General features: G+C 71.5%; 13 protein-coding genes and 1 pseudogene. 10 read left to right on the plus strand and 4 right to left on the minus strand.

The window, feature by feature from the left end:
- Nucleotides 1-221: 221 nt before the first annotated feature.
- Nucleotides 222-743 carry a hypothetical protein gene (locus ACFYY6_RS13040; RefSeq protein ID WP_351522115.1) on the minus strand — a complete coding sequence of 174 codons (522 nt, stop codon included), beginning with the start codon at nt 741-743 and terminating at the stop codon, nt 222-224.
- Nucleotides 744-869: 126 nt separating this feature from the next.
- Between ACFYY6_RS13040 and ACFYY6_RS13045 the strand changes: the two genes are divergently transcribed.
- Together ACFYY6_RS13045 and ACFYY6_RS13050 are read left to right on the plus strand one after the other, a co-directional pair.
- The gene (locus tag ACFYY6_RS13045) at nt 870-1421 is read left to right on the plus strand and encodes a helix-turn-helix domain-containing protein (RefSeq protein ID WP_351522113.1); all 552 of its coding nucleotides are present in this window, start codon (nt 870-872) and stop codon (nt 1419-1421) included.
- A complete protein-coding gene (locus ACFYY6_RS13050) occupies nt 1418-2962 on the plus strand; it encodes an MFS transporter (protein WP_389193060.1) in 1545 nt (514 codons plus the stop codon). The genes ACFYY6_RS13045 and ACFYY6_RS13050 overlap by 4 nt, the downstream gene beginning before the upstream one ends.
- 163 nt (nt 2963-3125) lie before the next feature.
- Here ACFYY6_RS13050 and ACFYY6_RS13055 read toward each other — a convergent pair whose 3' ends face one another.
- A complete protein-coding gene (locus tag ACFYY6_RS13055; protein ID WP_351522109.1) occupies nt 3126-3797 on the minus strand; it encodes a lysophospholipid acyltransferase family protein in 672 nt (223 codons plus the stop codon).
- A 234-nt stretch (nt 3798-4031) separates the two neighbouring features.
- Between ACFYY6_RS13055 and ACFYY6_RS13060 the strand changes: the two genes are divergently transcribed.
- From ACFYY6_RS13060 to ACFYY6_RS13070, 3 genes and pseudogenes are all read left to right on the plus strand, one after another.
- Complete coding sequence (locus tag ACFYY6_RS13060; protein ID WP_389193063.1) at nt 4032-5222, plus strand: glycerophosphodiester phosphodiesterase; 1191 nt, start codon at nt 4032-4034, stop codon at nt 5220-5222.
- A gap of 110 nt (nt 5223-5332) precedes the next feature.
- A pseudogene (locus tag ACFYY6_RS13065) lies at nt 5333-5896 on the plus strand (sigma-70 family RNA polymerase sigma factor); the annotation flags it as partial.
- A 39-nt stretch (nt 5897-5935) separates the two neighbouring features.
- Nucleotides 5936-6439, plus strand: coding sequence for a GNAT family N-acetyltransferase (locus ACFYY6_RS13070; RefSeq protein WP_351522153.1), 504 nt, complete (start codon nt 5936-5938; stop codon nt 6437-6439).
- Nucleotides 6440-6526: 87 nt separating this feature from the next.
- Here ACFYY6_RS13070 and ACFYY6_RS13075 read toward each other — a convergent pair whose 3' ends face one another.
- Together ACFYY6_RS13075 and ACFYY6_RS13080 are read right to left on the minus strand one after the other, a co-directional pair.
- Complete coding sequence (locus ACFYY6_RS13075) at nt 6527-6964, minus strand: hypothetical protein (RefSeq protein WP_351522105.1); 438 nt, start codon at nt 6962-6964, stop codon at nt 6527-6529.
- Between the two features lie 25 nt (nt 6965-6989).
- On the minus strand, nt 6990-7349 hold the full coding sequence (locus ACFYY6_RS13080; protein WP_073787731.1) for a hypothetical protein: 360 nt from the start codon (nt 7347-7349) through the stop codon (nt 6990-6992).
- A gap of 641 nt (nt 7350-7990) precedes the next feature.
- Here ACFYY6_RS13080 and ACFYY6_RS13085 point away from each other — a divergent pair.
- The 5 genes from ACFYY6_RS13085 (at nt 7991) to cbiE (ending at nt 12820) form a co-directional block, all read left to right on the plus strand.
- Entirely contained in the window at nt 7991-9064 is a 1074-nt protein-coding gene (locus tag ACFYY6_RS13085) for an ATP-binding cassette domain-containing protein (protein ID WP_351629156.1), read from the plus strand.
- Nucleotides 9061-9732: a methionine ABC transporter permease gene (locus tag ACFYY6_RS13090; RefSeq protein WP_351522101.1), complete on the plus strand. Its 672-nt coding sequence runs from the start codon at nt 9061-9063 to the stop codon at nt 9730-9732. Before ACFYY6_RS13085 ends, ACFYY6_RS13090 begins: the two co-directional genes overlap by 4 nt.
- 92 nt (nt 9733-9824) lie before the next feature.
- Nucleotides 9825-10682, plus strand: coding sequence for a MetQ/NlpA family ABC transporter substrate-binding protein (locus ACFYY6_RS13095; protein WP_351522099.1), 858 nt, complete (start codon nt 9825-9827; stop codon nt 10680-10682).
- A gap of 115 nt (nt 10683-10797) precedes the next feature.
- Complete coding sequence (locus tag ACFYY6_RS13100; RefSeq protein WP_351525145.1) at nt 10798-11475, plus strand: GNAT family N-acetyltransferase; 678 nt, start codon at nt 10798-10800, stop codon at nt 11473-11475.
- Nucleotides 11476-11590: 115 nt separating this feature from the next.
- Nucleotides 11591-12820, plus strand: a complete 1230-nt coding sequence (gene cbiE / locus ACFYY6_RS13105; RefSeq protein ID WP_351525144.1) for a precorrin-6y C5,15-methyltransferase (decarboxylating) subunit CbiE — start codon at nt 11591-11593, stop codon at nt 12818-12820.
- Nucleotides 12821-12963: the final 143 nt, after the last annotated feature.

The following is a 12963-nucleotide window of genomic DNA, read 5'->3' on the forward strand; positions in this document are numbered from 1 at the left end:
GGCCGATGGAACCGAGCGGGCCTCTGTCGCATCGACGGCCCCCGGCGCGTCATCACGGTGACGGATGACGGCGGAGGAAGGATCCTCGCCCTGTCCGTCACGGAGGACCCGGCGCGCCTGCCCGGCCTCGATCTGACCGTCCCTCGACGGCTGACGGGCGCCGACCCCGTGCGACGGCGGCGGCCACCGCACGGGGGCGGGGCGCCCCGCGCGCGGGCGGCTCAGCGCGCGCCGCCCCGGCGCCCGTCCGCCCACCCCGCGAGCGTCTCGAAGTCGCCCGGCAGCAGCCCGGTGCGCGGATCGATCCACAGCAGCAGCGCCGCCGCCCCCTGCCTGTGGACCCACTCCCGGTCCCGGTCGGCGATCTCGTCGTCGATCCAGGCGAACGGCCGGCCGGCCGCGTACGCCACGATGTACGGCGTCTTCCAGTACGTGTCCTCGGGAGCGGCGACGGGCAGCGACGGCCAGTCGACGTACGGCAGCGGGGGCAGCCCCAGACGCGGCCCGATCCACACGTTGGCCTCGTCCATCCAGGTCGTCGCCCAGACCAGCTCGTAGCGCCCGGCGAGGCCGAGCAGCGCCCGGCCGTGCTCCGGGTTGAGCAGGACGGGCAGCGGCGGTCCGAACTCCCAGCCCGTCGGGCGCATCCAGTGCCGCGTGTAGCCGTCCGGGACACGACGGTTCATGAGTGCCGCGTACGGATTGAGCGGACCGTCGATGTCGACCAGCAGCAGCGGCTTCATACCGACATGGTCCTCTTTCGTCCGCCGCGGTGGCGACGGTCCCGTGCGGCGTGGGGCGACAGGGCGCTCGGTACGGAGGACGATTCTGATGAGACATTCATGTCTCATATGGTTTATTGTCGTCTCATGAGTCTCGACCGTGAACAGGTGCTCCGCAGCGCCGCCGTCCTGCTGACCCGAAAATCGACCGCCACCATGGACGAGGTCGCCCGGGCCGCGGGCATCGGGCGCGCCACCCTGCACCGGCACTTCGCGGGACGGGATGCCCTGGTCAGGGCGTTGGAGGACCTGGGCATCCGGGAATTCGAGGCCGCGCTCGACGCCGCCGCGCTCGACGAGGGCACGTCCGAGGAGGCGCTGCGGCGGCTGGTCGCGGCCGTCGAGCCGAGTGCCGGGCTGCTGTCCTTCCTCGTCACGGAGAACCAGCTCTTCGAGGGCGACGAGCTGAACGAGGGCTGGAACCGGCTGGACGCCCGGGTCGCCGCCTTCTTCCGGCGCGGCCAGGAACGCGGCGAGTTCCGGATCGACCTCACCCCCGCCTGGCTGACCGAGACCCTCTACGGACTCGTCTCCACCGGGGCCTGGGCCGTTCAGGCGGGCCGGATCGCCGGGCAGGACTTCCAGTACATGATCGTCGAGTTGCTGCTCGGCGGCGCGCGTCGGAGCGTAGGACGATGAGCACACTCGACCAGCACGTGCAAGCCCCTCGGGAACTGCGGCGGCCGGGGCGGTGGATCGCCCTGGCCGTCCTCGTCCTCGCGGTGCTGCTCGTGGCCGTCGACGCCACCGTCCTCGGTCTCGCCACCCCGTTCCTCACCGAGGACCTCAAGCCGTCCGGCACCCAGCTGCTCTGGATCGGCGACGTCTACTCCTTCGTCATCGCCGGTCTCCTGGTCTCCATGGGGAGCCTCGGCGACCGCATCGGCCGCAAGAAGCTGCTGCTGTGCGGGGCGATCGCGTTCGGCGCGGTCTCCGTGCTCAACGCGTACGCGAGCAGCCCCGAGATGATGATCGCGGCCAGGGCGCTGCTCGGGGTCGCGGGCGCCACTCTGATGCCGTCCACGCTCGCCCTGATCCGCAACCTCTTCCATGATCCGCGCGAGCGCAGTCTCGCCATCGGCATCTGGGGAGCCATGGCCTCGGCGGGCGCGGCCGTCGGTCCCGTCGTCGGCGGGTTCCTCCTGGAGCACTTCTGGTGGGGCTCGGTCTTCCTGATCAACCTGCCCGTCATGGCCGTCCTGGTCGTCGTCGGCGCCAGGATGATCCCCGAATCGAAGAACCCGGCCCCGGGACCCTGGGACCTGGGCAGTGTGGCGCTGTCGTTCCTCGGCATGATCGGTGTCGTGTACGCCGTCAAGGAGATGGCCGCGCACGGGCTGGGCTGGGGTGCGTCCGTCGCCGGTCTCGGCGGTCTGGCCGCGCTCGGCTGGTTCGTACGCAGGCAGCTCACGCTTCCCGCGCCGCTGCTGGACATGCGCCTCTTCCACCACCGCGGCTTCTCCGGCGCGGTCCTCGCGGACCTGCTGACCATCCTCGGCCTGTCCGGTCTGGTCTTCTTCCTGTCCCAGTTCCTGCAACTGGTGCAGGACCGCCGACCGCTGGAGGCGGGACTCGCCGAACTGCCCGCGACCGTGGGAGCCGTCGTCGCGGGTCTGGTCGCCGGGCGGGCGGCCCGCCACTACTCGGTGCGCGCGGTGGTGTCCGGCGGTCTCGGCGCGATCGGGCTGGCGCTCGCCGCGGTCACCGTGATCCACAAGGAGACCGGCTATCCGCTGATCGGTGCCGTGCTGCTGGTCGTCGGCGTCGGCGCGGGGTTCGCGTTCACCGTCACCGCGGACGTGATCCTCTCCAGCGTCCCGAAGGAGCAGGCGGGCGCCGCGGGCGCGGTCTCCGAGACGGCGTACGAACTCGGCGCGGCCCTCGGCATCGCCCTGCTCGGCTCCGTCGTCACCGGCGTCTACCAGGACTTCGTCACCCCGGACGGCATCCCGGCCGCCGCCGCGGCAGCCGCCCACGACTCACTGGGCGGGGCCGTCGAAGCGGCCCACGGCCTACCGGCGCCACAGGCCGACGCACTGGTCGCCGCGGGGCAGGAGGCGTTCGTCGAGGGGCTGCGGCTCGCGGCGGGCGCGGGCGCGGCGGTCCTGCTGGCGACCGCCGCCGCGGCCTGGTTCCTGCTGCGCGGCCAGAAGCTGGCGGAGGGCATCGTGCCCGAGTAGCCACCCACCGCCCCGGCCGCCCCGAGCGGCGGCCCGCCGTCCGCCCGCGCAGCAGGAGCGTCGGGCGTACCGGCGGCCCGCGCACGAAATCCGGGCGGTGCGCACACGAAAGGGGTCCGTACCCACACCGGGTACGGACCCCTTCACCCTGCCGTGCGTCAGCTCACGCGGCCTTGGCCTTCGTTGCGTACATGTCGACGTACTCCTGACCGGACAGCCGCATCACCTCGGTCATCACGGAGTCGGTCACCGCCCGCAGCACATAGCGGTCCCGGTCCATGCCCTCGTACCGGGAGAACTCCATCGGTTCGCCGAAACGAACCGTCACCTTCCCGGGACGCGGCAGACCGGCGCCGGTGGGCTGCAGTTTGTCCGTGCCGATCACCGCGAACGGCACCACGGGCGCGCCCGTCATCAGCGTCAGCCGCGCGATGCCGGTACGGCCCCGGTAGAGCCGGCCGTCGGGGGACCGGGTGCCCTCGGGGTAGATGGCGAAGGCCTTGCCCTCCTCCAGCACCCGACGGCCCGTCATCAACGCCGCGACACCGCCCCGGCCGCCGTCCCGGTCCACCGGGATCATGCCGCAGCCCGTGAAGAACCAGGCCATCGCGCGACCCTTGAGCCCCTTGCCCTTCACGTACTCGTCCTTGCCGATGTAGAACACCGGCCGGTCGCAGCAGATCGGCATGATCATGGAGTCGATGAACGTCAGGTGGTTGCCCGCGAGGATCACCGGACCGTCCCCGGGGATGTTCTCCGCGCCCTCCACCTGAGGGCGGAACATCAGGCGCAACAACGGTCCGAGCACTGCCTTGATGAGCGCGAGTCGGGACAACGGTTCCTCCGGTGTAGCGGCCGGGCCGGCCGGGGCGCGGGATCGTGACGGTCCATGCAGGTGAGGACGATACTCGCGGGTACCCGCCGACCGCACGTCGGGTTCATCCAACGGATACCGGACGTTGACACGTGTTTGCGCCAAGTTCGTCCGGCTGCCGCTCCCTCGACGGTACGACTGCCTACGCTCGGCGCGCGCCCGACAGGTGCGAGACATCACACGCGAGGAGCATTCATGACAGAGCGCGCGCAGGCGGGTCCCGGTCGCAGGACGATGCTGGGGGCAGGGGCCGCCGTCCTGGGCACGGCCGCCCTCGGACTCGCCGGCGGAACGGCCGAGGCCGCCGGCACGACCGGCCGCGACGCCGCCGAACGGGCGGGCCGGCCGGGCACCGGACACGGCTTCCGCCTCGACCTGCCGGTGCCCACCGTCATCGGGCACCGCGGCGCCAGCGGCTACCGGCCCGAGCACACCCTGGGCTCCTACCAGCTCGCGCTCGACATGGGGGCGCATGTCATCGAGCAGGACCTGGTGCCGACCAAGGACGGCCATCTCGTCTGCCGGCACGAGAACGACATCACCGCCACCACCGATGTCGCCGCGCACCCCGAGTTCGCGAGCCGCCGGACCACCAAGAAGGTCGACGGGGTCTCGCTCACCGGCTGGTTCACCGAGGACTTCACCCTCGCCGAACTGAAGACGCTGCGGGCCGAGGAGCGTATCCCCGGCACCCGGCAGAAGAACACGCTCTACGACGGCCGCTGGGAGGTCCCCACCTTCGAGGAGGTCCTGCGCTGGGCCGACCGCGAGGGCCATCGGCGCGGAAAGCCGGTCTGGTTGTACGTCGAGACCAAGCACCCCACCTACTTCCGTGGTCTGGGCCTCGGCCTGGAGGAGCCTCTCGCCAAGCTGCTGCGCCGCTACGGCCGCCACCGCCGCAACGCGCCGCTCATCCTCCAGTCCTTCGAGCCCAGCAGTATCCAGCGACTCTCCCGGCTCGTCGCCACGCCGGGCGTCGTCCTGCTCTCCGGGCCGTCCGAGCGGCCCTGGGACTTCGTCGCGTCGGGCGACCCGCGCACCGTCGCCGACCTGGTGAAGCCCGAGGGGCTGAAGTGGATCGCCTCCTACGCCCAGGGCATAGGGCCCACCCTGGACCTGGTCATCCCCAAGGACGCCTCCGGGCGGCTCACCGAGCCGACCACCCTGGTGCGGGACGCGCACGCCCGCGGCCTGGTCCTCCACCCGTACACCCTGCGCAACGAGAACTCCTTCCTGCCGGCCGACTTCCGGCGCGGCACGGACCCCGCCGCGTACGGTGACGCGTTCGGCGCCTTCCGGAGGTACTTCGAGACGGGGATCGACGGCGTCTTCTCCGACAACCCGGACACCGCCCTTCTCGCCGCGGCGGACTTCGCCGCGAGGTGACACCGGCCCGTACGCGGGACGTCGTCACCACCCGGCCGGGGAATGCCCCGGTCGGGTGGTGACCGCCGGACCGGGCGACCGGTTGCCGGGGCGGGGGAGTTGGTTGGGGCATGACCCTTCCCGATCCCGCCCCCGCGGCGAACACCGCCACTGCCGCGGCCGTCGTCCACGCCCTCCGTCCACTGGTGCACGCCGAGGCCGCGGCGGAGGCCGTCACCTGCGCGACCGGGGCCGCGATCGAACCCGCCGACCTCGAACAGGCCGTCTGGCTGCGGCTGCTGGAACGGCTCGCGCGGGGCCGGCCACCGGCCGACGCCGGCCGCTGGGTGCGCGCGACCGTGCGGGCGGAGGCCCGCCGGGCCCGACGCGCCGCCCGGCGCGAACACCCCTACCGCGACGCGGCGTTCGCGGATCCGTCCGAAGGACCCGAACGGGCCGTCCTCGACGCCGAGGAACGCCGGGCCCTGCGTGCCGCGATCGGGCGGCTGCCCGGCCGGTGCGCCCGGCTGCTGGCGGCGCTGCTCGCCCCCGAGGACCCGACCTACCGGGAAATCGCAGGGAAGTTGGGTATGTCACAGGGGAGTTTGGGCCCTATCCGTTCCCGATGCCTTGGATGTCTGCGCAGAATGCTCGCGGCGGAGGTTGTCGCTCCCGGCCCCCGGGGAAGGGAGCGTGAGACAACCGGTGGATCAGGTGGGCGGAGGCATGCGCACATGGGCATGAGCGTGATCATCTCGGCGGCGACGGCACAGGACGCCGAAGAGATCCTGAAACTTCAGTACCTCTGTTTCCAGGGCGAGGCCGAGCTGTACGGCAACTACCGCATCGATCCGCTCGTCCAGCCGCTCGACTCGGTACGCGCCGAGATCGCCACGCAGCTGGTGTTCGTGGCGCGCCTGGGGGACGAGGTCGTCGGTTCGGTCCGCGGCTTCGCCGACGAGGACGGCACCGGCCGGATCGGCCGGCTCTGCGTCCACCCCCGGCTCCGGGGACACGGGCTCGGCGCCCGGCTGCTGCGGGCGGCCGAATCGGGACTCGTCGACGAGCGGTCGGCCACCCGCTTCCGGCTGTGCACCGGGCATCGCAGCGAGAACAACCTCCGGCTGTACCAGCGCGCGGGATACGCCGCGGTGGGCAACGAGACCGGACGGGACGGCGTCCGGATGGTCCTGCTGGAGAAGGACGTGACCGCTCCCGCGTACGTGGCCAGCGCGTAGACGCGGGCACGGGGCGAACGTGCGAGGGCGCCGCGGGGTACGGGGCCGGCGCGGTGCGCACCGGTTCCGCCCGGCGCGCACCCGCGTTCACGCGCTCTTCGCGCGGCGCAGCCAGATCATTCCGGTGACCGGCAGGATCACCGGAATGAACAGATAGCCCATCCCGAAGTCGGACCAGACGGTGGCGTCCGGGAACGCCGAGGGCGCCACCATCGTCCAGGTCCCGACGACCAGCACACCCAGCAGCTCGGCGGCGCAGCACACCAGCGCCGACCTGCGCGCCCGCTCGCCGCCGCGCGCCAGCGAGTACGTGATGAACCCGTACACGACGGCGGCACAGGCCGACAGCACATAGGCGAGCGGCGCCTTGTCGAAGTCCAGGATCATCTGCACGATCGAACGGGACGCCGCCGCGACGGTGAAGACCCCGTAGAACCAGAGCAGCACCCGGCCGGGACCGGTGCCGAGGTCGAAGGGCCGCTGCGCGCCGGAGTCCGTCGCGGGGGTGCGGTCGGTGTCGGTCACGGTCGGATTCCCCACATGTCCACGGTCAGTTTCCCCAGATGTCGTAGAGCCGTACTTCGAGCACGGCCAGCACGACCGCTCCCGCCGACACCGTCACCGAACCCCACCGGGTCCGCTCGCTGAGCGACAGGAAACCGGCCGCGGGCACGGCGAGGAAGGCTCCGGCCAGATAGGCGATGAAGATCGCCGTACCCTGCTCCGGCCGCTCGCCGCGGGCCAGCCGCACGATGCCCACCACCAGCTGGGCCAGCGCCAGCAGCAGGACCACGGCCATCCCGATGAAGTGCCAGTCCTTGGTCGGCTGGTCCCGGTACGCGGCCAGTCCGCACCAGGCGGCGAGGGCGAGCGCGGACACGGCGACCGCGACCGTCAGGGCGTCAAGCATGAAGCGAGGGTATTACGGGGGAGACGACGCCCCGCGTGCGCCCCCGTCCGACGCGAACCGGTCCGACGCGAACCGGACCGAGGCGCCCCGCCCGCGCCCGCCGGACGTACGGGCCGCGGCGGCGTCCCTCGCCCCGGACCGTGGCCTTGACCACAGCGCGTGCCGCCGACGGGCCTGCGGCGCGCGGCGGAGACAGCATGTGCCCGGCCGTATTTGTGCAGGTCACAGCCCTGGAGGCAGGAATCGTGGTAGGCGCGGGAGCGGGTCGGCCCGCGTGTCCACGGCTGTCCGCCATCCGGACGCATCGGCCGGGCGGAATCTGACATCTGTTTTACTTGGGACATGACCACGACGAGCAGCCGCACCCTTGCGACCGAGGCGAACATGACGCCCGGTGCTCGTTGTATGTGTCGAATGCGCACCTTCTGAGGGCCCCCGCCCGATCCTCGCGCCCCGAAGCGAGACCGAGCCCGCGCCGTCCGCACCCAGCGGAACGAGCCCTTCCGTGCACCGCCGCCCAGGCCATCACATGCTTCGCGGCCGTGCCCGGCCCCGCTCGGAACGTCCGAACAGGTCTCATCAGACGAATGCCCCGTGCCCGGCGGACATCGCGCCGCGCACTCGACAGTGACGGAAACCCTGTGATCACCACTACGGGCCTCACGAAGGTCTATCAGGCGCGCGGCCGTGAGGTCACCGCGCTGGACGGCGTCGACCTGCACGTCCGCGAGGGCGAGGTGTACGGCGTCATCGGGCAGAGCGGTGCCGGCAAGTCGTCGCTCATCCGCTGTGTCAACCTCCTGGAACGTCCCACGTCGGGCACCGTGACCGTGGCCGGACAGGACCTCACCGCCCTCGCCGGCCGGGGACGGCGGGCCGGGAAGGAGTTGCGCGAGGCGCGCAGCCGCATCGGCATGGTCTTCCAGCACTTCAACCTGCTGGCCTCCCGCACCGTCCAGGCCAACGTCGAACTGCCGCTGGAGATCCTCGGCGTCGGCGCCAGGGACCGGTCCCGCAAGGCCCTCGAACTCCTCGGCCTGGTCGGCCTCGCCGACAAGGCCAGGGCGTACCCCGGCCAGCTCTCCGGAGGCCAGAAGCAGCGCGTCGGCATCGCCCGCGCCCTCGCCGGGGACCCCAAGGTGCTGCTCTCCGACGAGGCCACGTCGGCGCTCGACCCCGAGACCACCCGCTCCATCCTCCAGCTGCTGCGCGACCTCAACCAGCAACTCGGCCTGACCGTGCTGCTCATCACGCACGAGATGGATGTCGTCAAGACGGTCTGCGACTCCGCCGCACTGATGCGCAAGGGGCGCGTCGTCGAGTCCGGCACCGTCTCCGAACTGCTGGCCACCCCCGGCTCCGAGCTGGCCCGCGAACTCTTCCCCGTCGGCGGTACACCCTCCGGCCCCGACCGCACGGTCGTCGACGTCACCTTCCACGGCGAGGCCGCCACCCAGCCGGTGATCTCCCAGCTCTCCCGCACGTACAACATCGACATCTCGATCCTGGGCGCCGCGATGGACACCGTCGGCGGCAAGCAGATCGGCCGGATGCGCATCGAACTGCCCGGCGGCTTCGACGAGAACGTCGTCCCGATCGGCTTCCTGCGCGAACAGGGACTCCAGGCCGAGGTCGTGACCGACGGCGTGGGGACCATCGCTGGGACAACCGCCGGGGACACCCCCGCACCGCTCACCAAGGAGGTGGCGAAGTGACCTGGTCGGACATGCAGCCGCTGCTGGCCCAGGGGACCGTCGACACCCTCTACATGGTGCTCTGGTCCACCGTCGTCACCGTCCTCGTCGGACTGCCGCTCGGCGTCCTGCTCGTCCTGACGGACAAGGGCGGACTGCTCCAGAACGCCGTGGTGAACAAGGTCGTCGGGGTGATCGTGAACATCGGCCGCTCGCTGCCGTTCATGATCCTGCTGATCGCCCTGATCCCCTTCACCACCTGGGTCGTCGGCACCTTCATCGGCCCCACCGCGATGATCGTGCCGCTCACCGTCGGCGCCGTCCCGTTCTTCGCGCGGCTCGTCGAGACCGCCGTGCGGGAGGTCGACCACGGACTCGTCGAGGCCGTCCAGTCGATGGGCGGATCCATCCCGACGATCGTGCGCAAGGTGCTGCTGCCGCAGGCGCTGCCCTCGCTCGTCTCCGGCGTCACCACCACCGTCATCGTGCTCGTCGGCTACTCCGCGATGGCCGGCGCGGTCGGTGGCGAAGGGCTCGGCTCCAAGGCCGTGACCTACGGATACCAGCGCTTCGACAACCAGTTCATGCTCGCCACCGTCGTGCTGCTCGTCGTCATCGTGAGCGTGATCCAGCTGATCGGCGACCTGGTGGTACGGCTGCTGGCCCGTCGCGGCCGCGCCACCACCTGACGCGCGCGCCGCCACCCAGGACCTCCCTTCCCCTCAAGCCCGAACTCCTTGTCCGGGCGCATCACCCTCATCACCAGAAAGAGGCACTTTTCGTGCGCAAGAACATCAAGATCGCCGCGGCTGCCGCCGCCACCGCCGCCCTGGCCCTCGGCCTCACCGCCTGCGGCACGGACTCCGACCCCGCGTCCAAGACGGACGGCGCCAAGGCCGACACCTCCAAGGCGCTCGTCATCGGCGCCTCCCCGACCCCGCATGCCGACATCCTGAACTTCGTCGAGAAGAACCTGGCGGCCAAGAAGGGCATCAAGCTGGAGGTCAAGGAGTTCACCGACTACGTCCTGCCGAACACCGCGACCGAAAACGGCCAGGTCGACGTCAACTTCTTCCAGCACCAGCCCTACCTCGACGACTTCAACAAGAAGAACAACACCCACCTGGTCTCCGTCGCCACCGTCCACCTGGAGCCCCTCGGCGTCTACTCCAAGAAGGTCGAGTCGATCGCCGAGATCAAGCCCGGTCAGACCATCGCGGTGCCCAACGACACCACCAACGAGGGCCGCGCCCTCCACCTCCTCGCCGACAACGGCCTGATCAAGCTGAAGGCGGGTGTCGGCACCGACGCCAATCTCGGTGACATCACCGACAAGAAGGGCCTGTCGTTCAAGGAGCTGGAGGCCGCGACCGTGCCCCGCGCCCTGAACGACGTCGACGCCGCCGTCATCAACAGCAACTTCGCGATCGGGGCCAAGCTCAACCCCACCGAGGACGCCCTGGTGCAGGAGAAGGCCGACGGCAACCCGTACGCCAACATCGTCGTCGTGAAGCAGGGCAACGAGAAGGACCCGCGCGTCCAGAAGCTCGTCGAGCTCCTGCACTCCGACGAGGTCAAGAAGTACATCGAGGACACCTACAAGGGCGCGATCGTCCCGGCCTTCGGCACCTCCTCCTGACCCTCGCGCACCCGGCCGCCGCACCGGCCGGACGAGCCCCGCGCACCCCGGCCCACGGGGTGCGCGGGGCTCCGTCGTACCGACCCGCCCATGCGCGACGCCCGTCCGATGCGCCATGCTGTGCCTTTACACGGTCTTCGGCATGGAGCGGCGCATGACTTCCACCTTCCCGGACATCTCCATCAGCACGGACCGGTTGGTGCTGCGCCCGTTCGACATGGTGGACGTCCCCGCGTACATCGAGATGATGAACGACGAGCTGGTCACCGCCTGGATCGACGCCCCCCACCCCTTCGGGCGGGTCGACGCCGAGCGCTGGGTACGCCGGATCGCCCCCGCGCAGCGCACCACCGGTGACGGCATCGTCCTCGCCGTCACCGAGTTCCTCACCCAACGGCTCGTCGGCTCGGTCCGCCTGCACCGCACCGACTGGCGCACCCTCGCCACCGAGGCCACCTACATCACCGCCCCGTGGGCGCGCGGCGAGGGATACGCCACCGAAGCCGTACTCGCGCTCGCCCAGTGGCTCTTCCGCGACCAGGGCTTCGAACGGATGGAACTGCGCACCCCCGCCGGAGACACCGCCGCCCAGCAGGTCGCCCAGAAACTCGGCTGCATCAGCGAGGGAGTCCTGCGCAACGCCCGCATAGCCCGCACCCGGACGGAGGACGGCGGCTGGACCGACATCAGGACCGACCTGATCGTGTGGGGCCTGCTCCCCGAGGACCTCGACGGCGTCGCCGAACAACTCGCCGACGCGGGGGGCTACGGCGCCCGCGGCGACTGGCACTGACCCTTCCCCGGGGGCGCGGGCCCGTACCGGGACCGACCGGGTACTCTCCCCCTCGCACCCCTTTCACGCATTCACGCCCTTTTGACCTGCGACAACTCCAGGAGAATGACGACAGATGGCCGATCGGGTCACCGTGATCGGCTGGGACGGGTCGCCCCTGACCGGAGCGGCCACGGCCGCCCTCTCGGCCGCCACGCTCGTCGCCGGGGCCGCCCACCACCTCGCCCTGCCCGAAGTACCCGCGCACGCCGAACGCATCCGTCTGGGCTCCATCGACCTGGCCGCCCGCCGCATCGCCGGACACCGCGGCAGCGCCGTCGTCCTCGCCGACGGCGACCCCGGCTTCTTCGGAGTCGTACGCAACCTCCGCGCGCCCGTGCACGGGCTCGAAGTCGAGGTGGTGCCCGCGGTGTCGTCCGTCGCCACCGCGTTCGCCCGCGCCGGAATGCCGTGGGAGGACGCCCGGATCGTCGTCGCCCACCCCCGCACCCTGCGCCGCGCCGTCAACGTCTGCCGCGCCCACCACAAGGTCGCCGTCCTCACCTCGCCCGGCGCGGGCCCCGCCGAACTCGCCCTGCTCCTCGAAGGAGTCCACCGCACCTTCGTCGTCTGCGAGGAACTCGGCACCGCGCGCGAACAGGTCAGCGTCGTCACCTCGGAGCGCGCCGCCGACCACGTCTGGCGCGACCCCAATGTGGTGATCGTCATCGGCGGCGGCTTCGAACCGCAGGCCGCCGGCGCCTGGATCGCCGGCCACGACCCCGGCGGGCCGCGCGGCGTACGCGGTTGGGCGCTGCCCCCCGAGGCGTACCCGGCCGACCTCCGGGGAGCGAGCGGCGAGGGCGAGTCGCCGGGCCTGCGCGCCGCCCAACTGGCCCTGCTGGGCCCCCGCACCGGGGACCTGCTGTGGGACATCGGTTCCGGCGGCGGTGCTCTGGCCGTGGAGGCCGCGCGCTTCGGGGCGGCCGTGCTCGCCGTCGACAGCGACCCCGCCGCCTGCGCCCGGACGGTGGCCGCCGCCCGCGCGTTCGGGGTTCAGGTCCAGGTGGTCGAGGGCCGGGCGCCGCAGGTGCTGGAGCGACTGCCGGAGCCCGACGTCGTACGGATCGGGGGAGGCGGCGCCGCGGTCGTCACCGCCGTCACCGAACGGCGGCCGGAACGGATCGTGACCCACGCGTCGACACGCGACGAGGCCGAGGCGCTCGGCGCGGCACTCACCGGGCACGGATACGCCGTCCGGTGCTCGCTCCTCCAGTCCGTCGAACTCGACACATCGGCCTGGTCGGAGCGCGAACGCTCGGTCGTCTTCCTGCTCTCGGCGGTCCGTTCCGACCTCGCCCCCTGACCAGGTCGGCACGGAGCGCGAGGTAGGCTGGCCGATCGTTGCACCGCGGCTGGGCGTTCGTCGCTTCGTTCGTCAATGTCCGGAAAAGGGGACCGTTTTGATCCCTGTTGTGGTACGGCAGAACCGGGGGACGCGCGACGTGG

Source organism: Streptomyces sp. NPDC001750, from assembly GCF_042892615.1.
Lineage (GTDB): Bacteria > Actinomycetota > Actinomycetes > Streptomycetales > Streptomycetaceae > Streptomyces.

What these genes read in the sequence shown, in the direction of transcription:
- ACFYY6_RS13040 (WP_351522115.1), bottom strand. Translation starts at nt 743, where the DNA reads ATGAAGCCGCTGCTGCTGGTCGACATCGACGGTCCGCTCAATCCGTAC.
- ACFYY6_RS13045 (WP_351522113.1), top strand. Translation starts at nt 870, where the DNA reads ATGAGTCTCGACCGTGAACAGGTGCTCCGCAGCGCCGCCGTCCTGCTG.
- ACFYY6_RS13050 (WP_389193060.1), top strand. Translation starts at nt 1,418, where the DNA reads ATGAGCACACTCGACCAGCACGTGCAAGCCCCTCGGGAACTGCGGCGG.
- ACFYY6_RS13060 (WP_389193063.1), top strand. Translation starts at nt 4,032, where the DNA reads ATGACAGAGCGCGCGCAGGCGGGTCCCGGTCGCAGGACGATGCTGGGG.
- ACFYY6_RS13070 (WP_351522153.1), top strand. Translation starts at nt 5,936, where the DNA reads ATGGGCATGAGCGTGATCATCTCGGCGGCGACGGCACAGGACGCCGAA.
- ACFYY6_RS13080 (WP_073787731.1), bottom strand. Translation starts at nt 7,349, where the DNA reads ATGCTTGACGCCCTGACGGTCGCGGTCGCCGTGTCCGCGCTCGCCCTC.
- ACFYY6_RS13100 (WP_351525145.1), top strand. Translation starts at nt 10,798, where the DNA reads ATGCTGTGCCTTTACACGGTCTTCGGCATGGAGCGGCGCATGACTTCC.
- cbiE (WP_351525144.1), top strand. Translation starts at nt 11,591, where the DNA reads ATGGCCGATCGGGTCACCGTGATCGGCTGGGACGGGTCGCCCCTGACC.